At 60.5% G+C, this 21,660-nt stretch carries 14 protein-coding genes; 1 reads left to right on the top strand and 13 read right to left on the bottom strand.

The window, feature by feature from the left end; all coding sequences use genetic code 11:
* Positions 1–20 precede the first annotated feature (20 nt).
* From NK667_RS13470 to NK667_RS13425, 10 genes are all read right to left on the bottom strand, one after another.
* Complete coding sequence (locus NK667_RS13470) at positions 21–3,626, bottom strand: toxin VasX (protein ID WP_054615060.1); 3,606 nt, start codon at positions 3,624–3,626, stop codon at positions 21–23.
* A complete protein-coding gene (locus tag NK667_RS13465) occupies positions 3,623–4,489 on the bottom strand; it encodes a DUF4123 domain-containing protein (RefSeq protein ID WP_054615059.1) in 867 nt (288 codons plus the stop codon). Before NK667_RS13465 ends, NK667_RS13470 begins: the two co-directional genes overlap by 4 nt.
* Positions 4,486–6,489, bottom strand: a complete 2,004-nt coding sequence (locus NK667_RS13460) for a type VI secretion system Vgr family protein (protein WP_054615058.1) — start codon at positions 6,487–6,489, stop codon at positions 4,486–4,488. The genes NK667_RS13465 and NK667_RS13460 overlap by 4 nt, the downstream gene beginning before the upstream one ends.
* 136 nt (positions 6,490–6,625) lie before the next feature.
* A complete protein-coding gene (locus NK667_RS13455) occupies positions 6,626–8,266 on the bottom strand; it encodes a BatD family protein (protein WP_054615057.1) in 1,641 nt (546 codons plus the stop codon).
* Complete coding sequence (locus NK667_RS13450; protein ID WP_054615056.1) at positions 8,263–10,002, bottom strand: tetratricopeptide repeat protein; 1,740 nt, start codon at positions 10,000–10,002, stop codon at positions 8,263–8,265. The genes NK667_RS13455 and NK667_RS13450 overlap by 4 nt, the downstream gene beginning before the upstream one ends.
* Entirely contained in the window at positions 9,999–11,078 is a 1,080-nt protein-coding gene (locus NK667_RS13445) for a vWA domain-containing protein (RefSeq protein ID WP_054615055.1), read from the bottom strand. The genes NK667_RS13450 and NK667_RS13445 overlap by 4 nt, the downstream gene beginning before the upstream one ends.
* Positions 11,071–11,565 carry a DUF4381 domain-containing protein gene (locus NK667_RS13440; RefSeq protein ID WP_054047613.1) on the bottom strand — a complete coding sequence of 165 codons (495 nt, stop codon included), beginning with the start codon at positions 11,563–11,565 and terminating at the stop codon, positions 11,071–11,073. Before NK667_RS13440 ends, NK667_RS13445 begins: the two co-directional genes overlap by 8 nt.
* Positions 11,562–12,506, bottom strand: coding sequence for a DUF58 domain-containing protein (locus NK667_RS13435; RefSeq protein WP_054047615.1), 945 nt, complete (start codon positions 12,504–12,506; stop codon positions 11,562–11,564). The genes NK667_RS13440 and NK667_RS13435 overlap by 4 nt, the downstream gene beginning before the upstream one ends.
* Positions 12,507–12,511: 5 nt before the next feature.
* Positions 12,512–13,471: an AAA family ATPase gene (locus tag NK667_RS13430; protein ID WP_003218556.1), complete on the bottom strand. Its 960-nt coding sequence runs from the start codon at positions 13,469–13,471 to the stop codon at positions 12,512–12,514.
* 287 nt (positions 13,472–13,758) lie between these two features.
* Entirely contained in the window at positions 13,759–14,112 is a 354-nt protein-coding gene (locus NK667_RS13425; protein ID WP_054615054.1) for a hypothetical protein, read from the bottom strand.
* Between the two features lie 504 nt (positions 14,113–14,616).
* On the opposite strand from NK667_RS13425, the gene NK667_RS13420 reads away from it, so the two are divergent.
* On the top strand, positions 14,617–19,512 hold the full coding sequence (locus tag NK667_RS13420) for an NAD-glutamate dehydrogenase (protein WP_054047619.1): 4,896 nt from the start codon (positions 14,617–14,619) through the stop codon (positions 19,510–19,512).
* A 170-nt stretch (positions 19,513–19,682) separates the two neighbouring features.
* Here NK667_RS13420 and NK667_RS13415 read toward each other — a convergent pair whose 3' ends face one another.
* From NK667_RS13415 to NK667_RS13405, 3 genes are all read right to left on the bottom strand, one after another.
* Positions 19,683–20,390, bottom strand: a complete 708-nt coding sequence (locus tag NK667_RS13415) for a hypothetical protein (RefSeq protein ID WP_054615053.1) — start codon at positions 20,388–20,390, stop codon at positions 19,683–19,685.
* A gap of 231 nt (positions 20,391–20,621) precedes the next feature.
* A complete protein-coding gene (locus NK667_RS13410; protein WP_054615052.1) occupies positions 20,622–21,020 on the bottom strand; it encodes a cupin domain-containing protein in 399 nt (132 codons plus the stop codon).
* Positions 21,021–21,300: 280 nt separating this feature from the next.
* The gene (locus NK667_RS13405; protein WP_054047625.1) at positions 21,301–21,594 is read right to left on the bottom strand and encodes a putative quinol monooxygenase; all 294 of its coding nucleotides are present in this window, start codon (positions 21,592–21,594) and stop codon (positions 21,301–21,303) included.
* Between the last annotated feature and the right edge of the window lie 66 nt (positions 21,595–21,660).

Genomic DNA, 21,660 nt, shown 5'->3' with positions numbered 1-21,660 from the left:
GGTGCGGGGTAGGCGCGAGGTTATTGATCTTGTTGGGCATGTTCGGCCAGCTCCAGCAAATGGGTTTCCACTGGTAATATTGGGGGATGCTCTGTGGTGGGTTGGGCAGATAGGGCAGGGAAATGGCCCTCGCCATAGGGATTGAGGCGAATGATGCGGGTTCGGGAAACCCACTCACCATTGGTGCTCAAGGTCTGCACGCAAACCGCCAACTCCAGCGTTTCGGACGCGGGTGTAAATTCGGCATCAGGATCCAGCGGATAGTGCAGGCATAGGACCAGCCAATCAGGTCCTGTTTGTACGATGCGCAAGCTATTCACCACTTCATCGCTGATGATGTCCTTGCGTTCTCGCGACGTGCCGCGACTGTGAAGTGGAATGGAAATGCGTTGAGCGCCGATTCCTAAACGGCGAGCTGGTTGGCCATTTAAGGGCGGCTGAAACTCATTGAGTTTTAACCCTGGCAGCACCAGATGAATGTCTTTGGGTTTGGCCTTTAACAGCAGGTTTTTCAGCCACGAGTCATGTTGACTTGGACCAAGTTGGACATAAGGAGTATTAAGCAAATAGGCCAGATAACTTTTGTAATCATCTAGCGTATGGTCGACACGCACATCGGCATCCAGGCTCCATGGCGTGGTTTTGAGCCATTTGTCGTGAGCGCTGATGTTGTAGCGATTGAAGAGCCAGGTGCCACCCAACTCCAAAACAGTGAACAAGGCACCGGCCAAGTTAAAACGGAAGAACACCGTAGACAGCCTTGTCCCAGCTGCGGCCCAAGCGGCTGTTCGTGCTTCGATGCTCCGAGCAGTCAGAACTTTAAAAGTGGCATGAACTGTTTGGCCTAGGCCGTAGGCATTAACGGTTGCCATACCGCCTGCACCCAGCGTGGTCAGCGCCGCACTGTTCTGTGCCGAGTGATTTCCGCTTCGTGTCGCTTGTTGCCAATTCTGCAATTGGGAGTCGAGGCTGAACAGTGACGACGCAAAACCGAAACCGTAGGTAAAAAATCCCAACCCTATATGCATCTTCCCCATCTGCACAAAAACACTCTTCAAAGCATGATGCTGAAGTCCTGTAACTAGAGCACTACTACGCGCCTTTAACGCCGTATCAGTGAGGCTCTGAGCAGCAGTGAATCCCGTAGCCCCAGTCGCAGCAAGTGCATTGGCCAAAGGCATCCATGTTCGCTTGTTCCTGGATTGATTGATCAGTTCTCTTGTAACCCCCACCAAATTCACCCCCTGCACCAAAAACACCAACAACCCCATCCCCTCACTACGAATCAACCCCGCATTCGGCACCGACCCCACCCCCATCCGAATATTTTTCAGCAGCCCCCGCACCTCTTGCTGCTGTGCCGGTGGAAACACCAGTGTCACTCCCGCCCGGGCCTGGGTTGCGCCGTACAGGCGCGCCGACTGATCCGGCAACTCCGCAATCGGACTCAACGCTGCGGCCAACCGTCCCTCAAGCTGCGCCAACTGCTCGCGCACGCGAGCGATCTCGCCCTGCAACTCCACCGCCCGTGGCGTCTTGTGCCCCTGGCGGTTTTTGTTGTGGGTGATCTGGTTGCGTTCACGGGTCAAGGTTTTCAGGTAGTCGCGTTCCCTCAGCAGTTCCTTGAGGTTGGTTTGCAGGGCTGCGTGTTCCGCCGGGCTGGCGACGGTGAAGGTCACTCCAGTGGTTTTGGCAGCATCGAGGATTCGCACCGACAGGGCTTTGGGCAGGCGCCGGAACAGTTCGTCGAGATCCGGGATTTTCTCTGCCGCCAGATCAAACCCTTCCAGCACCCGACTCAGGCCCAGGTTCAGCGCCGGGCTGAGGCTATGTTGGGCAGCATCGGCGACGGCACGGGTATGTTCGGGCAAGTCGTCGAGGGCCGGCAGGTGCGGTTGTTCGATCTTTTTCAGCTCAGCCAGCCAGCTCGGCAGGTTGTTGAAAAGGGCCATTCCGGCGTTGAACAGCGTGCTGTACTGCGTGACCTGTTCCTGTTGAAGGCGCAGGGGCAGGGTGTAGAACAAAGGCCGAGTCAGTTCCGGGTGTTTTTCCAGATATCCCAGCATTTCTTCACTTGCGTGATCGCTGCGGCAAATGTCTTTGATACACGCGTATTCAGCGCTGAAGGCCTGACCCAATTGCGACGGTTCATGCGCGTCGTAGTACCAGGCCGAACGGTGATAGCGTCCGGCACACACCAGCATCGTTCGGTCAGAAGTGATGCGCTCAAGCAGGCGGTTCCAGCGGCCGATGTCGGCGCGGTACTGAAGTAACTCAGTGTCCATGGCCGGGCGGTCGATGAAGTCGTTGATCCCGCGCTTGCCGCTGAAAATCGGGCCGTCGAGCGCGTCTTTAATGCGCTTGTTTTGCTCCCTGCCGAGACTGATCAGGGTGTCGAGGTGACGTTCGACGAAGTCGTCAGGGGCCACTGAAAAATGTTGGCGAGCGTAATATCGGCGATCTGTATCGTCACTGGCGCGGCTATGCGTGGTGAAATCCGGATCGGCGCCCTGGTACTTCGCCATTTCGAACGCTTCGGTGTGGGCCTGCTTGCGCAATTGTTCCAACTCCGGCGTCACCGGAGCGCCCAGTGGCTCGACTTTGCCGCCCTTGTTCAGGTAATCGAGCAGGGCCTTGCGGGTGTCTTCCCGGTCCGGCTCGGGCAACTGTTCCAGATCAGCGAATAACGCCTTGTGTCGCGGGTCGTTACTGGCCTCGGACAACTTTTCGATATCCGCCGGGCTGAGCTGGCTCAGCGACTCGATGTAGCAGGCCAGCAAGTAATTACGTTCGTTGTGACCGGCATTGGTCCAATCGTCGACCCAGCCGACCACAATGTCTTGATAGTCGGCCAGGTCGCGCAACACGCCGAGGTCATCCTGCACCACGAGGAACAAAGTGTCGTCCTGATAGGGCGCGCGCACCTGACCCAGAAACTCGCCGATATGCGCTTCGCGAAAGCGCCGAGGCTGTTCCCATAGATACGCTGCGCGTTCGTGCTCGGGGGCGTCGTTGACGCGTACCGTCGGCGCGCCTTTTTCCAGCTCAGTGTTCTCTTGTGCGGCTTGTGGCGTTTGATCCGCCAGCTCCGCCAGCCACTGCTTGCCCTGCGCGATGGTCAGCAGATGCTCGCCACCGGTTTCGCAATCTACCGGGGCGAGGTCAACGGCTTGCATGAAGTGATCGCGCTCCTCAAGACTGTCTAGCACCTGAGCGCATTTGGCCGCCGTCCACTGCACTTCGGCGAAGCTCACGTGCAAGCGGCTGCGCCTTGAAAATACCAATGCCGGACGCTCCTCGACAGCTGTGCGCTGATCGCCTTCGACCTTGGCTCCCTTGTGCAGCAGGGCGCTGACCAGCCCATCGAGAACGCGGTATTCATGCAAATGGCCGGTGATGCTGTCGATCACGTACAGCCAGCCGTCACGCAGCATGCGAATGCCCAGTGGACGGGTTTCGAGGGTGTAGGGCAGTTTTAGCGCTGTGCCCGGATCGAGGGGTTTTTCGACCAGTCCGTAGCGCAACGGTAGAAGCTGCACTTGGGCTTGCTGCAAAGGGCAGGCGCCGGGCGAGCCGATGGCGGTCTTGGGTGCCGCAGCTGCGGCGAGGTTGGCTGGTGCGTTCATGGGCGGCCCCGTTGGATAGCCCATTGGTGGGCGAGGTCAGCGGCCAGCGCAACGCGCTCGCCGGGTGATTGCAGCGATGGCGTATGGAGTAACCGATCGATGTGCGGATGCTGGTCGAGCGGCGATCCGTCCAGCCAGGCCATGACGTTGGCGTAGTAGAACAATTCGGATTGGCTGCTTAACCTCAGGGCCTTGGCCTCCTCGAATAGCTGTTCAAGGGTCGGCCAGCGCTGGGCCACGGTTCCGCCGCGCTGACGTTCGGGGAAGTAGCGCAGCAGATGAGCATCGAGTTGGAGCAGTACGCGGCGACGATCGGCGTGGTCCAGCGCTGAGTTCTGTTCAGGACTCAGGCGATAGGGCGTCGGCAGCTCAGGGCACCCGGACACTCGAGGTTGGTGGCGATGCCAATTGGCGCTGACGCTATCGGGCGTCACCACACAGGACACAGGGCCAAACAAACGCGGATCACTGCTGCCAAACAGGGCCCCCGCCACGGCGGAGTCGGCCAGGCGCAGGATGACCGGCAGGCCTTCCGGCAATTCAACCGTCAGCAGTTTGCGCAAGTGTTGCGCGACGCCATGTGCCGGCGCGGAACTGAACAACAGCACGCCCCATTCCTCGTGCGCATGCTCCAGATAGAACTGAAAAACCGGCGCGTCCGGGTGTTCGATCACCGCTAATAGCGGCGAGATATCCTGCAGCTCGGTGAAGGGCGGGCAGTCGTATAGCGCAACAGTGCTGACTCCGGGACTCAGCTGTTTCAAGCGCTCCGGCAACTGGCGGAAGGTCGCGCCGTCCAGCAACACATAGGCCGTTTGATCATTCCAGGGCAAGTCTGTCGGCAGTGCGATCGAGCGCATCATGCTTGGGCGGCCTCGCAAATCAGGCACCTTGAGCTGCGTGTTGAAACCAGCGCCTGGCGCTGTTGTGCTGCGTCGAAGGTCAACTTCAGCAAGGGCAACGCGCCCGGCATTAGCGGCGCTGCCGACATGCCCACAGCCGGGGCGCCACCCTGCACAATCGCTACGCTGCTGAAAATGCCGTCCGGCCCCAACGTCAGCCAGTGGCCGCCAGCCTTGACGGTCAGGTGCGCGCCGCCATCGATAACGACTTGTTGCCCAGCGCCGAGGTGGATTTGCCCGGTGGCGCTGAGTCGTTGACTGGTGACGCGAATGTGTTGGTCACCCTGAACCAACAGATGGTCGTCCTGCTTGAGCTCAGTGAGGCGGTTGCCATGGGTGAAGTGGTGTTCTTCGCTGCGCAGGTCATGGCTGGCGATGCCGCCGACTACGACCGTACGCTGGTGGTCGACTTGAATACATTCGTCGTTGAGCACCCGCTGAACCCAATCGCGCTGGGCACGCAGGGCAATTTCCTCGGCGCCTGTTTTGTCCTCAATGCGCAACTCGTTATAACCGCCGCCACCGGGGCTGCTCTGGCTGCGAAAAATGCTTTGTGTGTGTTCGGTGGGCAGGTCCAGCGCAACGGTTGTCGCCGCGTTAGGCAAGCAACCCAGTACGAAGGGTTTGTCGGGATCACCTTCGCTGAAACCCACCAGCACTTCCATGCCGACTCGCGGGATCAACACGCTGCCATAGCGGTCAGCGGCCCAACCGGTGGCGACGCGCAGCCAGCAACTTGAATGTTCGTTGTGCTGACCGTCACGGTCCCACGCCAAGTGGACCTTCACGCGGCCGTACTCATCGCAATGGATTTCTTCGCCGGGAGGCCCGGTGACCACTGCGTGCTGGTTGCCGGTCACTCGGGGCTTGGGATGTTCAAGAGCCGGCCGGAATATCACGTCCCAGGGTGTCGCGATGAACCGATTGCGGTAACCCTGGCTGAAGCCGTCATCAGAGTTACCGTCAGTGATTGACTCTTCCAGAACCTGGGGTTGTTTTCCGACATGCTCAACCTCGGTCAGCAGCCACAATCCATTCCAGTCATCGCGTGGGTGTTCGGTTATGTCGACGAAGTGTCCGCTACGCAGGGCGCTTTGATCGCTGCGTCCCCGGGCTTGCTGGTAACTGGCGCGATGACGCTCCAGCGTCCGCTTGGCCAGATGATTGCCGCGTTCACGCTCGGTGAATTGTCCCGGGAAGGCGTAATCCTCCAAGCGGGGTAACTGCGCGCTTGTGCTTTCGCTATTGAGCGGCAGGCGCGGCTTTTCGAAGTTGTAATCCCGGCGGCTGACGTGGGTAGTGCGGGTTTCCAGGTTGACCTGAAAACGATCAATCACCGACGCTTCGGCGACCATGCCGCTGCCCTGAACATAGGCCGTCGGGTGAGCGGGTTTCGGGAACACCGTTTGATCGTCACCAAACACCAACACGTGTCCGGTGGCGCTGTGCTGAAAATGAAAGTGCAGACCTTCTTCCTCGCACAGTCGCTGGATGAAGTGCAGGTCCGATTCGTTGTATTGCACGCAGTAGAGTCGCGGTCGGTACTCGGCGCTGAGTTGGAAACGCCAGGTGTCGGCCTGTATGCCGTGATCGGTCAGTACTTTTCCGATGATTTGCGGCACGCTCAGGTGTTGGAAAATACGCTGGTTGCGGCGGTGCGCGAGATAGGCGAGGCGGGGCGTCAGGGAGATTTGATAGTGGGTCAGGCGTTTGCCCGAATCGCCTTGCGCGACTCGATAGACCTGGCCGTGAATGCCGCTATTATCTTGGCCGAACGTCAGGAACGCCGGGCGATGCAGCAGCGATTCGAGGTCCAGGTCGGGGTGTTCGCTGACCAGTTCGAGCTTGACCTCGTAGGGCCTGTTCAGCGCTTCCTTGGCCCGGAATTCAAGAACCTGAAGGTCGTAGGAAAAACCCGCAATGTCGAGACTGAAAACAACGTCATTGGCCGTACTGAACATTCGCGCATCCCTGTGTCTTTTTAAGGCACGGGACTTTGCGTGAATCTACACGTTGGCGAAGTCAGTCGATTCTATATCTGCTGTAGGATTTGTCCGCGAAGCAGGATTGCAGCTTAAACATCGATCTTTCTGGCAGTTACTTCGGATAGAGCGGCGGCAACCCGCTGTCACCCACCGGATCCTGCACCCGCTCGGCGATCGGAATCGCCCGGGTCGCGCGCCACAGGTCTTCGCCTTGCCAATGCTGGCCGGTTTCGCTGTACAGCGCGCCGTTCAATCCGTCGAGGGCGTCGGACAACGGCACAAACCGCGCCGCCATGTCGGCCAGGGTTTCCGGTTGTTGCCGGGCCCAGGCGTCGAGGGCCTGGCGGGTGGCGTGGGGGTCGTTGGCCTGGCAGGCGCGCTTGAGCTCGTCGAGCACGGTGCGCGGGCTCGGGCCGGCTTGCGCGGCTCGCAGGATCGCCGGTTGCCAGCGGGCGCGCCACCACAGGCCGAAGCCGAGCAGGGTGGTGCAGGCCAGGATCAGGGTGCTGAGTTTCCACCACCACAGCGCTTCGCTGTCGGCGGCGAAATTCGTTTGCGCAGTACCCGCCGGAGTGTCGACCATCAGGCTCGGATTGTTCGTCACTTGCAGGGTCCGCGCCGGCAGGCTGCTGTGTTCCAGGTGATCTTCGAAGGTGTTCCACCAGACTACGTCCACCGTTGGCAACTCGATGGCACCGCTGTGGGATGGGACCAGGGCTTCACGGTCTTCGCGACTGCCGATCAGCCCGCGTTCGCTGTTCTGGTTGCCCAGCACCGGTTGGTCCGGGTAGCGGCGCAAGCCGTTGATGTCGGTGGCGGGCAGCGGCGGCAACTGCGAACTGGCCAGGCCTTCGGCTTTCAGGGTCAGGCTGCGGGTCAGCGAGTCGCCGACCTGCGTGTGATCCGGCTCCGGACTCCAGCTTTCGCTCAAACTCAGGCTACGCGCTGGCAACCACGGCGCATCGGCCGGGTAACTCTCGGGTTTGGCCTTGACCGTCAGCGGAATTTCGGCCGAGCTGACGCGCAGCAACTTGCCCGGTTTCGGCCCTTGGGAGGCCACGTCCGGGGACGGCTGCACGTCCACCAAAGTCGCGCTGAACGTCTGCGTTGGAATGTTCAACACGCCGCTGTGCTGGGGAAAGATCGCATAGCGCATTTCGATCACGCCGTGGCGCAGACCATTAATGACCTTCTCATAGGTGCGCGAATCGCCGAGTTGCTCGATGCGCGCATCGGGAATCTGCAACGGCGTCAGGCTGCTGTCGTCGTACAGCGACACCGAATGGTAGATGCGCAAGGTCAGGATCGCCTGGGCCTGCACGTACACGCTGCTCTGGTCGAGGCTGACCTCGATAAACACCGGCGCCAGAGTGTTTTTAGTGTCCTGGGTTTCGCTTTCGACGACCTGGATAGTGATCGGCTGACTGCGCACTTCGCCCAGTTGCAGCGACGGGATCTCCACGCTGCCGTTTTGTTTGGGCAACAGGGTGATGATCCAGCGCGTGGTGGCGCGGTTGTCACCGTTGATCGTGGTCAACTGGTTGACCTGGCGGGTGCCGCGCACTTCGAATGCCGGCTCCAGCGGCGTGAGGTCGGGTTTGCCGAACAGCGTGACGTCGTTGGATTCCAGGGTCAGCTCGACCGTTTCGCCGGAACTCAGGCGACTGCGGTCGACCGAGGCGACCAGGTCCGCAGCCTGAACCTGAACGGTCCAGAAAAGCATGGCGAGCAAGAAAGCGGTGAAGCGGGTCATCGAGTTTTTCCCTGATCCTGATGTTGTTGCTGTTCGTACCAGAATTTGCGTCGCAGCAGTTCGCCCGGATCATCCGGGATCTTGCGCAGCCATTGCTCCAGCGCCTGGGCCTGTTCGCCTTCAAGACTATCGTTGGCTGGGCGCCGCGGTGGTGTGGTGGTTTGCTCGTCCCCGAGCTCGCTGCCCGCCACCTCGTTGGCCCCCGGTTGTGGCGGCGTGGTGGTCGTCTGATCGGTGTCCGGCGCGTTGGGCTGGGCATCGGTTTTCGCCTCGCCGCTGTTCGACGGCTGGGTCGCGGCGCCGGGGGCCGGGCTGTCGCTGGCGGTTCCCGGTTCGTCACCTTCGGACTTGTCCGGTTCAACCGCCGGTGGCGTGGCTTTCTGCTTAATCAGGCTTTCCACCAACGCCTTGTTGGTCAGCGCCGGACGCAAATCCGGCTGCCGCTCCAGGGCTTGATCGTAGGCGTCGAGTGCCGCTTCCAGCTCACCGCTCTTGGCCAGGGCGTTCCCCCGATTGTAGTGCGCCCGCGCATCGTTGCCTTGGGCGAAGCGCTGGGCGGCGCCACTGTAGTCGCCGGCCTCATACAGCGCCACGCCTTGCCATTGCGGGTCTTCGAAATGTTGCGCGGCCTCGGCCGGATGCTCCTGATTGAGCAAGTGCAGGCCGCGTTGATCCGGACGCAGCCACAAGTCTTCAAAGTCGAAGGCGTAGCTTGGTTGCGGCAGCAGGAACAACAGCGGCAAGCAGAACAACCAGCCCCGACGCCCGGCAAAGGACGCCAGTAAAAGTAGTGGCAACAACAGCCAATAACCCTGATCGGCCCAGGTGTCGAGGCGCAGGGTCTGGCCGTCGTTGCGCAGGTTGCGCGGACCGTCTAGCAGGCCGAGGGCGCCCAGATCGGCATCGTCCAGGCGTGCCGCGTGGTAGCGGCCGCCCAAGTCGCTGGCGAAGGCTTTCAGACCCGGATTATCCAGGTGCGGCACCAGAATCGCGCCCTGGGCATCCTTCAGGAAACTGCCGTCCTCCTGAGCCACCGGCGCACCCTCGGGCGTACCGACGCCGAGCATCAGGAATTCCGTGGACTTGCCGTTCAGCGCACGCTCGATGCCGAAGCGTTCCTGTTCGGTCAGGGACGAACCGATCAGCAGGATCCGTCCTTGGCCGAGGGCGCCTTGATCCAGCAGCGTCAGGGCCTTGATCACCGCCAGATCGGCGCGATGACCGGCCTCGGGCATCAACGAAGGCTTGAGCGCGTCCAGCAAATTGCGGCTGGTGGACAGGTCATCCGACAACGGCACTAGCGTGTGGGCGCTGCCGGCGTAGACAACGATTGCGGTCTGCGCATCGCTGCGGCTTTGCAGCAAATCGAATAGCTTGCGCCGCGCCTGTTCCAGTCGGGTCGGCGGGCTGTCGGTGGCGAGCATTTCCGGGGTCAGCTCCAGCAACACCACCAGCGGATCGGCGGGTTTCTGGCTGGTCTGTTCGACGCGCTCCCAACTCGGACCCAGCAGCGCGCCGACGGTCAGCACCCACGCCAGGCCGAGCACAACCCACGGCAATTTGCTGTCACTGCCTTTGCCACCACTGAGCAACGCGGCGTGGAAGGCTGGCGGCAAAATCATCTGCCAGCGCCCGGCGCGTTTCTGCCGATGCCAGAGTTGCCAGAGTAACCAACCGAGCAGCGGCAACAGCAGCATCCACCAAGGGCGGAACCAGTAAGGCCAGAGTGCGCTCATCGACGCCTCCGCAGGCGCAGGCGATTAAGCCGTTGGCGCCAGTCCGGCAGTTGGCTTTGCAAAAACAGGTCCTTGCTCAGGAAGCGTTGCAACGGATTGTCCGGCCAGCGCTCGCGCGCCACCAACAGCATGCTTAACAGCAACGCCAGCGCCAGAGGCCAGTGATACAACGCCTGGGCCGGGCGGGCCTGGGTCGGTTGCTGGGTCACCGGCTCGAGTTTGTCCAACGTTTCCTTGATCGCCTGCAACTCCTTGCCGTCGTGGGCGCGGAAGTACTGGCCGCCGGTGGCTTGGGCGATGGCCTTCAGCGCCGGTTCATCGAGGTCCAGGCTTGGATTGACGCCGAGGAAACCCAGGGTGCCGCTTTGTTCCGGATCGGCACCGATGCCGATCGGGTAGATTTTCACGCCTTCGCTGGCGGCCAGGCGCGCGGCGGTCAGCGGATCGATTTCGCCACCGTTGTTGGCGCCGTCAGTGACCAGAATCAGTACGCGACTCTGCGCCGGACGCATGCGCAATCGCTTGAGGGCCAAGCCGATGGCATCGCCGATGGCGGTGTTTTTGCCGGCGATGCCGATCCGCGCTTCATCCAGCCAGACCCGCACGGTACGGCGGTCAAAAGTCAGCGGCGCTTGCAAATAGGCCTGGCTGCCGAACAGGATCAGGCCGACCCGGTCGCCTTCGCGGCTTTCCAGAAAGTCCCCGAGCAAATGCTGGACCAGCGACAAGCGGCTGACGTCTTCGTCCTGCCACTGCATGTCGGGGAAATCCATCGAGCCGGACACGTCCACCGCCACCAGCAAATCGCGGCCACTGGCGGCAATCGGCAGCGGCTCGCCGAGCCATTGCGGGCGCGCGGCGGCCATCAGCAGCAACAGCCACAGCAGAATGAACGGGGCTTGCTGGCGCCAGGCCGGCAGGTTGGCGCGGGCACGCCGGCGGGTCAGGCCTTCGAGGTCGCTGAGAAAACTGACTTTGAGCGCCGGTTCACCGCTGTCGGCTACCGGCAGCACCAGGCGCATCAGCCACGGCAGCGGCAGCAGGGCGAAAATCCACGGCCAGGCGAACTCAAACATGTTTGCGAATCCAGGTGTCGACGGCTTGAGTCAGGCCGGCGATGGCCTTGTCGTCGAGTTTGCATTCGGGTTTGTAGGCGCCTTCCACCAGCACCATCCAGCGCGTCAAACCAGCGGCCGGGCAGCGGTTGTCGAGGAACGCCAGCCATTTGCGGCCATTCAGCGTGTGGCTCTGGCTGTAGGGGTAATGGTTGCGGCACAGGCGCTTGAGCAAGCCGTTGAGCTGCTGCAGCCACGCGCCGGCCGGTGCGCCGTCGTAGGGTTTGGGCATGCGCGCCAGTTCGGCGAGGGCGGCGACGCGCACCGGGTCCAGTGGTTGTTCGGCGCGCACGATGGGACGTTTGTTGGGAATGAAGCGGCGCAACTGCCATAGGCCGAAGCCGATCAGCGGCAGCAACAGCAGCAATAGCCACCAACCCGGCGCTGGCGGCCAGAAGCCGATCGGCGGCGGGGTCATCAGCGGTTGCAGTTGTTCGAGACTGCTCATCGACCTTTCCCCGGTTTCTGTGGGTTCAGGTATTCACGCAATTGCTCGACCATCTCGCTCTGGGTGCTCAGGGGCATCAACAATACCCGCAGCTTCTGCGCGAGCAATTCCCAGCGCGCGATGCGTTCTTCGGCCTGGGCGCGGTAGGTTTGGCGCAGGTCGAAATTCAGCGTGTCGAGTTCCAGTTGCGCGCCACGTTCCGCGAAACGTAAAAGCCCGGCGGCGGGCAGGGCGTGGTCCAGCGGATCGGACAGCGGCAGCAGCAACAGGTCGCAATGTCGCGACAGCAGGCTCAGTTGTTGCTCGGAACCTTCGGTCAGTGCGCGCTCGTCACAGATCACGATCACCAGACTGCCGGGACGCAACACTTCCCGGGCGCGGCGCAGGGCCAGGTTCAGCGAATCGCGGTTCTGCTCGCTTTCGGTGTGCAGCGACTGGTTGACCCGCACCAAGCGGTTGAGCAATTGCAACAGGCTTTGTTTGCTGCGCCGGGGTTTGATTTCGTAGTGCTCGTTGTCGCCGAACACCAATCCGCCAACCCGGTCGTTGTGGCCCAGGGCGGCCCAGCCGATCAGGCTCGCGGCTTGCGCGGCGAGCACCGATTTGAACATCAGCCCAGAGCCGAAAAACAGCCGACGGCTTTGCTCGACCATAATGAAAATCGGTCGCTCGCGTTCTTCGTGAAAGAGTTTGGTGTGCGGCTCCTGGGTGCGGGCGGTCACGCGCCAGTCAATGGTGCGCACGTCGTCGCCGGCCTGATAGACCCGCACCTGATCGAAATCGACGCCACGGCCACGCAGCTTGGAGTGGTGCAGGCCGATCAGCGGGCTGCGCTGGCTCGGTGTGGAGAACAATTGCACTTCGCGCACCCGATGGCGCATCTCGATCAGCTCGGCGAGGCTGACACGGATGCCCGGCTCGGGCGGCAGGATGACGTTCATCGGGGTCAAGCGACGGCTACGACGTCGAGAATCCGCTGGACCACCCGGTCCTGGTCGATGCCAGCAGCTTCGGCTTCAAAGGACAGGATGATGCGGTGACGCAACACGTCGAACAGCACGGCCTGGATGTCTTCCGGGCTGACGAAGTCGCGACCGGCGAGCCAGGCGTGGGCGCGGGCGCAGCGGTCGAGGGCAATCGAGCCGCGCGGGCTGGCGCCGTAGGCGATCCACTCGGCCATTTCCGGGTCGAACTTGGCCGGTGTGCGGGTGGCCATGACCAGTTGCACCAGGTATTCCTCCACGGCGTCGGCCATGTACAACCCGAGGATTTCCTTGCGTGCGGCGAAGATCGCCTGCTGGCTGACCCGGCGCTCAGGCTTGGTTTCACCGTTGAGTGCTTCGCCGCGAGCCTGTTGCAGGATCCGCCGTTCGACGGCGGCGTCCGGGAAACCGATTTTTACGTGCATCAGGAAGCGGTCGAGCTGGGCTTCGGGCAGCGGATAGGTGCCTTCCTGCTCGATCGGGTTTTGCGTGGCCATCACCAGAAACAGCGGCGACAGTTCATAAGTGCTGCGTCCAACGCTGACCTGACGTTCGGCCATGGCTTCGAGCAGCGCCGATTGGACTTTGGCCGGGGCACGGTTGATTTCGTCCGCCAGCACCAGGTTGTGGAAGATCGGGCCTTGCTGGAACACGAAACTGCCGGTTTCTGGGCGATAGATCTCGGTGCCAGTGATGTCGGCGGGCAACAGGTCGGGGGTGAACTGGATGCGATGGAACTGCGCTTCGATGCCTTCAGCGAGCTCTTTGATGGCCTTGGTCTTGGCCAGCCCCGGGGCGCCCTCGACCAGCATGTGGCCGTCGGCGAGCAAGGCGATGAGCAAGCGCTCGATGAGTTTTTCCTGGCCGAGAATCTGCGTTGAAAGAAAGGTTCGCAGCGCTAGCAGCGCTTCACGATGTTCCATCGATGACTGTTCCTGGAAAGGGTGACCGAAGACGTTCGAATAACGCCAGGGCTGGGGGCGTTACTTTAATGCATCGCAGGGGGTGGCGACTAACGGCATTTTGCTTAAAGACTGGTAAATGCTTGGTGAAATTGTTGGAAATTTGTAGGGCGGGGGAGCGGCGGGGTTCTTTCGGGCCTCATCGCGAGCAAGCTCGCTCCCACAGGTGACCGCGTTCCTTCAGATACATGCGGTCCACTGTGGGAGCGAGCTTGCTCGCGATGAGGCCGGTGAAGTCACCGAGATCCTTAAATCTCGCTGATATAGGTGCCAATGCCCGCGAGAATGTTCTGCAAGGTTTCTTCCACTTCCGGCAAATCACTGGCATCGGTGCTGTGAATGATTTCCAGGGAGTCTTCGCCATTCAGCGCATCGGCGTCGGTTGCCGCGATTTCAATCAGCAGGCGGGTAGGGCTGAGGGTGACTTTCACGCCGTCCAGCGCCGAAGGCTTGTCCTGGAAGATGATCTCCAGCTCGTCCTCGTCCGGGAAACGGCTCATCAGGAACAATTCGCCATCGTCGCTGGTGCAGCAGAGCATGGCCAGGTTGTCTTCTTCGTCATCGCACGGGTTGACGATCAACAGTTCGGTGGTGATTTGCATGGGGAATTCCTGGCTCGACGAGCATCGTGAAGACAAACAAAGGGCGATTCTGCCAGTCGGCGGGAATTTCTGCTCGCCTGAGTGTCAGAGGATGTGTCGTGAACATCCGGGGTGTTACTGGTCATTTCTGGTACGGATGTGCCGCAAAAACGGGCTGAAACCTGCCGTTTTGGCGTGCGGATGCTAGTGTTGTTCGATGCACAAGGCGCAAGCTGCGTGCCGATGACCGAATATGTCGCAGCACCGCAAGCAGGCACGTTGTCGCACTCGTTAAGCTGCGCATCGAATGGATACCGGTAAAGGCATTGTGCAATTCATCGTACAGTCGCTTTTGCCGATAGCCATTCTTGGAAGGTGAATGTGACCCGAGTGTCTCGTCCAGCTTCACCCACCTGTCATCCTGTTTCCTCTGCCCGAGAATCAGGAACAGGGTGACGGATCGCCCCGAAAGGGGTTTTGCACGCGACGCTTCCATCAATAACAAGCCCAAGCGGAGTACCACAGATGGCGTTCTTCACCGCAGCCAGCAAAGCCGACTTCCAGCACCAACTGCAAGCGGCACTGGCGCAGCACATCAGTGAACAGGCACTGCCACAAGTGGCGCTGTTCGCTGAACAATTTTTCGGCATCATTTCCCTCGACGAGCTGACCCAGCGTCGGCTGTCCGACCTCGCTGGCTGTACCCTTTCTGCGTGGCGCCTGCTTGAGCGCTTCGATCACGCGCAACCGCAAGTGCGCGTCTACAACCCTGATTACGAACGCCACGGCTGGCAATCGACCCACACTGCGGTCGAAGTGCTGCACCACGACCTGCCATTCCTCGTGGACTCGGTGCGTACCGAGCTGAACCGTCGCGGCTACAGCATCCACACCTTGCAAACCACAGTGCTGAGCGTGCGTCGCGGCAGCAAGGGCGAGCTGCTGGAAATCCTGCCCAAAGGCACCCAGGGCGAAGACATCCTGCAAGAATCGCTGATGTACCTGGAAATCGACCGTTGCGCCAACGCGGCCGAATTGAATGTACTGAGCAAAGAGCTGGAACAGGTTCTCGGTGAAGTCCGCGTTGCGGTTGCCGATTTCGAACCGATGAAAGACAAGGTCCAGGAAATCCTGACCGGTCTGGACAACAGCCAGTTCAAAGTCGATCCAGAAGAAAAAGCTGAAATCAAAAGCTTCCTGGAATGGCTGGTGGGCAACCACTTCACGTTCCTGGGCTACGAAGAATTCGTGGTCAGCGACCAGGCCGATGGTGGCCACATCGAGTATGACCAGAGCTCCTTCCTGGGCCTGACCAAACTGCTGCGCACCGGCCTGACCTACGAAGACCTGCGCATCGAAGACTACGCCGTGAACTACCTGCGCGAACCGACCCTGCTGTCGTTCGCCAAGGCTGCGCACCCAAGCCGTGTACACCGTCCGGCTTACCCTGACTACGTGTCGATCCGTGAAATCGACGCCGACGGCAAAGTCATCAAGGAATGCCGTTTCATGGGTCTGTACACCTCCTCGGTGTATGGCGAGAGCGTGCGGGTCATCCCGTACATCCGCCGCAAGGTCGAGGAAATCGAACGCCGTTCCGGCTTCCAGGCCAAGGCTCACCTGGGCAAGGAACTGGCGCAGGTGGTCGAAGTGCTGCCCCGCGACGATCTGTTCCAGACCCCGGTGGACGAACTGTTCAGCACCGTGATGTCGATCGTGCAGATCCAGGAACGCAACAAGATCCGCGTGTTCCTGCGCAAAGACCCGTACGGCCGTTTCTGCTACTGCCTGGCCTACGTGCCGCGTGACATCTACTCCACCGAAGTGCGCCAGAAGATCCAGCAAGTGCTGATGGATCGCCTGAAAGCCTCGGATTGCGAGTTCTGGACCTTCTTCTCCGAGTCCGTGCTGGCTCGCGTGCAGCTGATTCTGCGGGTTGATCCGAAGAATCGCCTGGACATCGATCCGGTGCTGCTGGAAAAAGAAGTGGTTCAGGCCTGCCGCAGCTGGCAGGACGACTACGCCAGCCTGGTTGTCGAAAGCTTCGGCGAAGCCCACGGCACTAACGTGCTGGCTGACTTCCCGAAAGGCTTCCCGGCCGGTTACCGCGAGCGTTTCGCCGCGCATTCGGCCGTGGTCGACATGCAGCACCTGCTGAGCCTGACCGAAAAAAATCCGCTGGTGATGAGCTTCTATCAGCCGCTGGGCCAGGTCTCCGGTCAACGCGAGCTGCATTGCAAGCTGTATCACGCCGATACCCCGCTGGCTTTGTCCGACGTGTTGCCGATCCTGGAAAACCTCGGCCTGCGCGTGCTGGGTGAGTTCCCGTATCGCCTGCGTCACAACAACGGTCGCGAGTTCTGGATTCACGACTTTGCGTTCACCGCCGCCGAAGGCCTGGAACTCGACATCCAGCAACTCAACGACACGCTGCAGGACGCCTTCGTCCACATCGTGCGTGGCGATGCCGAGAACGATGCGTTCAACCGTCTGGTGCTGACCGCTGGCCTGCCATGGCGCGACGTTGCGCTGCTGCGTGCCTACGCTCGCTACATGAAGCAGATTCGTCTGGGCTTCGACCTGGGCTACATCGCAACTACCCTGACCAACCACACCGACATCGCTCGCGAGTTGACCCGGTTGTTCAAGACCCGTTTCTACCTGGCGCGCAAGCTGTCCAGCGACGATCTGGAAGACAAGCAGCAACGCCTGGAACAAGCCATCGTCACGGCACTGGACGACGTCCAGGTGCTGAACGAAGACCGCATCCTGCGTCGCTACCTGGACCTGATCAAGGCCACCCTGCGCACCAACTTCTACCAGACCGATGCGCAAGGCCATAACAAGTCCTACTTCAGCTTCAAGTTCAACCCGCACCAGATCCCTGAACTGCCGAAGCCAGTACCGAAGTTCGAAATCTTCGTTTACTCGCCTCGCGTCGAAGGCGTGCACCTGCGCTTCGGCAACGTCGCGCGTGGCGGCCTGCGCTGGTCCGACCGTGAAGAAGACTACCGCACCGAAGTGTTGGGCCTGGTAAAAGCCCAGCAAGTGAAGAACTCGGTGATCGTGCCGGTTGGCGCGAAGGGCGGCTTCCTGCCGCGTCGCTTGCCACTGGGTGGCGGTCGCGACGAGATCGCGGCTGAGGGCATCGCCTGCTACCGCATCTTCATTTCGGGCCTGTTGGACATCACCGACAACCTGAAAGACGGCGCGCTGGTACCGCCGGCCAACGTCGTGCGTCATGACGACGATGACCCGTACCTCGTGGTTGCGGCGGACAAGGGCACTGCGACCTTCTCCGACATCGCCAACGGCATCGCCATCGACTACGGTTTCTGGTTGGGTGACGCGTTCGCTTCCGGTGGTTCTGCCGGTTACGACCACAAGAAAATGGGCATCACCGCCAAAGGCGCGTGGGTTGGCGTACAACGTCACTTCCGCGAGCGCGGCATCAATGTCCAGGAAGACAGCATCACGGTAGTGGGCGTCGGCGACATGGCCGGTGACGTGTTCGGTAACGGTTTGTTGATGTCCGACAAGCTGCAACTGGTCGCAGCCTTCAACCACCTGCACATCTTCATCGACCCGAATCCACAGCCAGCCAACAGCTTCGTCGAGCGTCAGCGCCTGTTCGACCTGCCGCGCTCCGCCTGGACCGATTACGACACCAGCATCATGTCCGAAGGCGGCGGGATCTTCTCCCGCAGCGCGAAAAGCATCGCGATTTCCCCGCAGATGAAAGAGCGCTTCGACATCCAGGCTGACAAGCTGACCCCGACCGAACTGCTGAACGCCTTGCTCAAGGCGCCGGTAGACCTGTTGTGGAACGGCGGTATCGGCACTTACGTCAAGGCCAGCACCGAAAGCCACGCCGATGTCGGCGACAAGGCCAACGATGCGCTGCGCGTGAACGGCAACGAACTGCGCTGCAAAGTCGTGGGCGAGGGCGGTAACCTCGGGATGACCCAACTGGGTCGTGTCGAATTCGGCCTCAATGGCGGCGGTTCCAACACCGACTTCATCGACAACGCCGGTGGCGTGGACTGCTCCGACCACGAAGTAAACATCAAGATCCTGCTGAACGAAGTGGTTCAGGCCGGTGATATGACCGACAAGCAACGCAACCAGTTGCTGGCGAGCATGACCGACGAAGTCGGCAACCTGGTTTTGGGCAACAACTACAAGCAGACTCAGGCCCTGTCCCTGGCGGCCCGCCGTGCTTTCGTGCGGATTGCCGAATACAAGCGCCTGATGAACGATCTGGAAGGCCGCGGCAAGCTGGATCGCGCCATCGAGTTCCTGCCGAACGAAGAAGTGCTGGCCGAACGCGTCGCGGCAGGCCATGGCCTGACCCGTGCCGAACTGTCGGTACTGATCTCGTACAGCAAGATCGACCTCAAGGAAGCGCTGCTCAACTCCCTGGTGCCGGACGACGATTACCTGACTCGCGACATGGAAACCGCTTTCCCGCCATCGCTGGTGAGCAAGTTCTCCGAAGCCATGCGCCGTCACCGTCTGAAGCGCGAAATCGTCAGCACCCAGATCGCCAACGATCTGGTGAACCACATGGGCATCACCTTCGTTCAACGACTCAAAGAGTCGACCGGCATGAGTCCGGCGAACGTGGCTGGCGCGTATGTGATCGTGCGTGACATTTTCCATCTCCCGCACTGGTTCCGTCAGATCGAAGCCCTGGACTACCAGGTTTCCGCTGATGTGCAACTGGAGCTGATGGACGAGTTGATGCGTCTTGGCCGCCGCGCTACCCGCTGGTTCCTGCGCAGCCGTCGTAACGAGCAGAACGCTGCCCGTGACGTCGCGCATTTCGGTCCACATCTGGCAGCGCTGGGCCTCAAGCTCGACGAACTGTTGGAAGGCCCGACCCGCGAAGGCTGGCAGACCCGTTATCAGGCGTACGTCGCTGCTGGCGTGCCTGAATTGCTGGCGCGCATGGTTGCAGGCACGACTCACCTGTACACCTTGCTGCCGATCATTGAAGCGGCCGATGTGACCGGTCAAAACCCGGCAGACGTGGCCAAGGCGTACTTCGCCGTGGGCAGCGCGCTGGACATCACCTGGTACCTGCAACAGATCAGCGCTCTGCCGGTTGAAAACAACTGGCAGGCCCTGGCCCGTGAAGCGTTCCGTGATGATGTGGACTGGCAGCAACGTGCGATCACCATCTCCGTCCTGCAACAGGGCGACGGCACTCAGGACGTGGAAACTCGTCTGGCGCTGTGGATGGAAGAGCACGAAGGCATGATCGAACGCTGGCGCGCCATGCTGGTGGAAATCCGTGCCGCCAGCGGTACGGACTACGCCATGTACGCGGTGGCCAACCGTGAACTGCTGGACCTGGCGTTGAGTGGTCAGGCAGTTGTGCCTGCTGCTCCTGCGCTGGAGCTGGAACCGGCGGCCTGATTTTAGGCGCTGAATGAAAAAACCCCTGTATCGAGAGATGCGGGGGTTTTTTTATGCCTTTGGGTTTTGTGGTGGCTGGGTGGGCCTCTTCGCGGGCAAGCCTCGCTCCTACATTGGAATGCGATCAACTGTAGGAGCGAGGCTTGCCCGCGAAAGGGCCATCCGCCTCACTACAAATTTTTATCCATCTTGTTATCGATCATCGACACATTACTTGCCGGACTGGTCAATAAATTACTGAGCGACTGGTCAAACTTCTGCAGCGCCCGAACTTGCACATCCTGTTGCTGGTTAATATCCGCAACAATCTCTTCACTGCGTTTAAAGTCGGCCCACACAGGACTCAGGGACTTGGCGTCATGCCCTTGCGCAGTACCGATATAGTTGAACTTCGCATCATAAAAATCCGCACTGACATCGGCCTTGATATCGGAACTGCGCGAGGTCATCAACTGGCTGTGGGTATCGACAATGGCTACCACATCCGGCCGCGCAGCCCGCAGGCTTTGCAGGTCGGGATAGACCGTCACCGAACCGAACTGACGCTGCAACGACGCCTTGACGGCTTCCACCGCAAAGTCCGGGTTGGATGTCGCCACATAGGCGTCGTGGATCGGCTGCACCAGCAGGCTCTGGCCGAAACCGGTGCCGGCATTGGCCTGGTAGTGGCGCAGGTATTCGCGGTTAGCCTGGGTGGAAGGGCTGAAGACGATGCCCAGGGAAACATTGCCACCATTGGCAACGCGGGTGGCGCTGGAACGGCCGACCGGCGCGCTGAACATTGTGTCCAGGGACGACACGGCTTTGGGGGCGGTGGGGACCGAGCAGCCGGCTAACAACGCGGCAATCGTCAACGAACTGACAAGCGCAAGTTTCATGGTGTTTCTCCAGTGAAACAACTTGAGTCGAAAAGTTGATAGTTGCCGGTAAGTGTCCGGCAGTGGCTCCAGACTAAACCTCTATGGGCTGAATGAAATCGTCCATAAATACACTTATAGACTGATCCATAGTTTTGTTTGATGTAAAAGTTTTCATCTAAGTGCGCCGGGTAATAAAAAGGCCCGAATCATCGATTCGAGCCTTTTTATTTATGGCTGATGCACTGGCTATCAGTTTTTCAAGGGGATCAACACTTTCTCGTCCGGCGACAACACCATGAACACCAGCAACTTGGCGGGTTTGGTGGCGCTGGCATTTTTCGACACCAAATGCTCGGAACCGGCCGGCTCGTACCAGAACTCGCCGGTCTTGTAGGTGATCGCTTTCTGGCCCTTGACCTGGGAAGTGACCTGGCCTTGCAGCACGTAAGCCATGGCCGTGCCGTCGTGTTTGTGGGCGATGGAGGATTGGCCGGGTTTGTAGTCGACCTCGATCATCATGGCTTTTTTGCCGGGCACGTTTTGCAGCAGTTCATCTTGCAACACCGTGACCTTTTCCGACGGGTCGTGGGCGAAGGCCGAGGCAGAAACGCTGAGGGCCAGGGCGGCCAGTAAACTCAAAGCTTTCATGGTTGATCACCTGGGGGTTGTTAGTCGTCAGGGACCACAGTAAGCCTCGGGTCGGGGCAATAAAACGGCCAATATTCGGGAAGGTGAGGGGACCAATCAAGGGCGGCGAGATTAATCGATGTAGCAGCTGTCGAGCAGCGCGAGGCTGCGTCCGGCGGCGAAGCCGTCGTGAAATAGCCAGTGCGGTGTATCAGGAAGAATGCGTACGCGGGGTTTACGACGGCTGCGCCACCGGACGCAGCCTCGCGCAGCTCGACAGCTGCTACGAGGCCGCGCACGTTTACACGATAGGAAAGCTATTGAAGTCCACGGCATTAGCCAATCGGCTATCAATCAAACCAATAAAACCCTGCACTTGCGGGCTGTTGAAATGCGATTGCATGGCCGCTTCCGATTGCCAGCGGGCGCTGACGTTCCAGCGGTTGCTGTCCTCGGGGCAGCGGTCGACCATGTAGGAATCGCAGCCCGGAAGTTCGCGCAGGGTGTCTACAATCTTTTGCAGTTGCTTACCCAGTTCTTCCGAGCGGCCGGCGGCGGCCTGTACCCTGACGGTATTGATCACTTCGTTGGACATTACTCACACTCCTGAATCAGGCCGGACGAATCCTGCTCATTGAGGGATAACGCCCCTGCAGAATAG

The sequence above is a fragment of the Pseudomonas nunensis genome, assembly GCF_024296925.1.
Taxonomy (GTDB): domain Bacteria; phylum Pseudomonadota; class Gammaproteobacteria; order Pseudomonadales; family Pseudomonadaceae; genus Aquipseudomonas; species Aquipseudomonas nunensis.
Note: the sequence above shows the minus strand (reverse complement) of the source record. Positions and strands in the feature narration are given on the sequence as shown.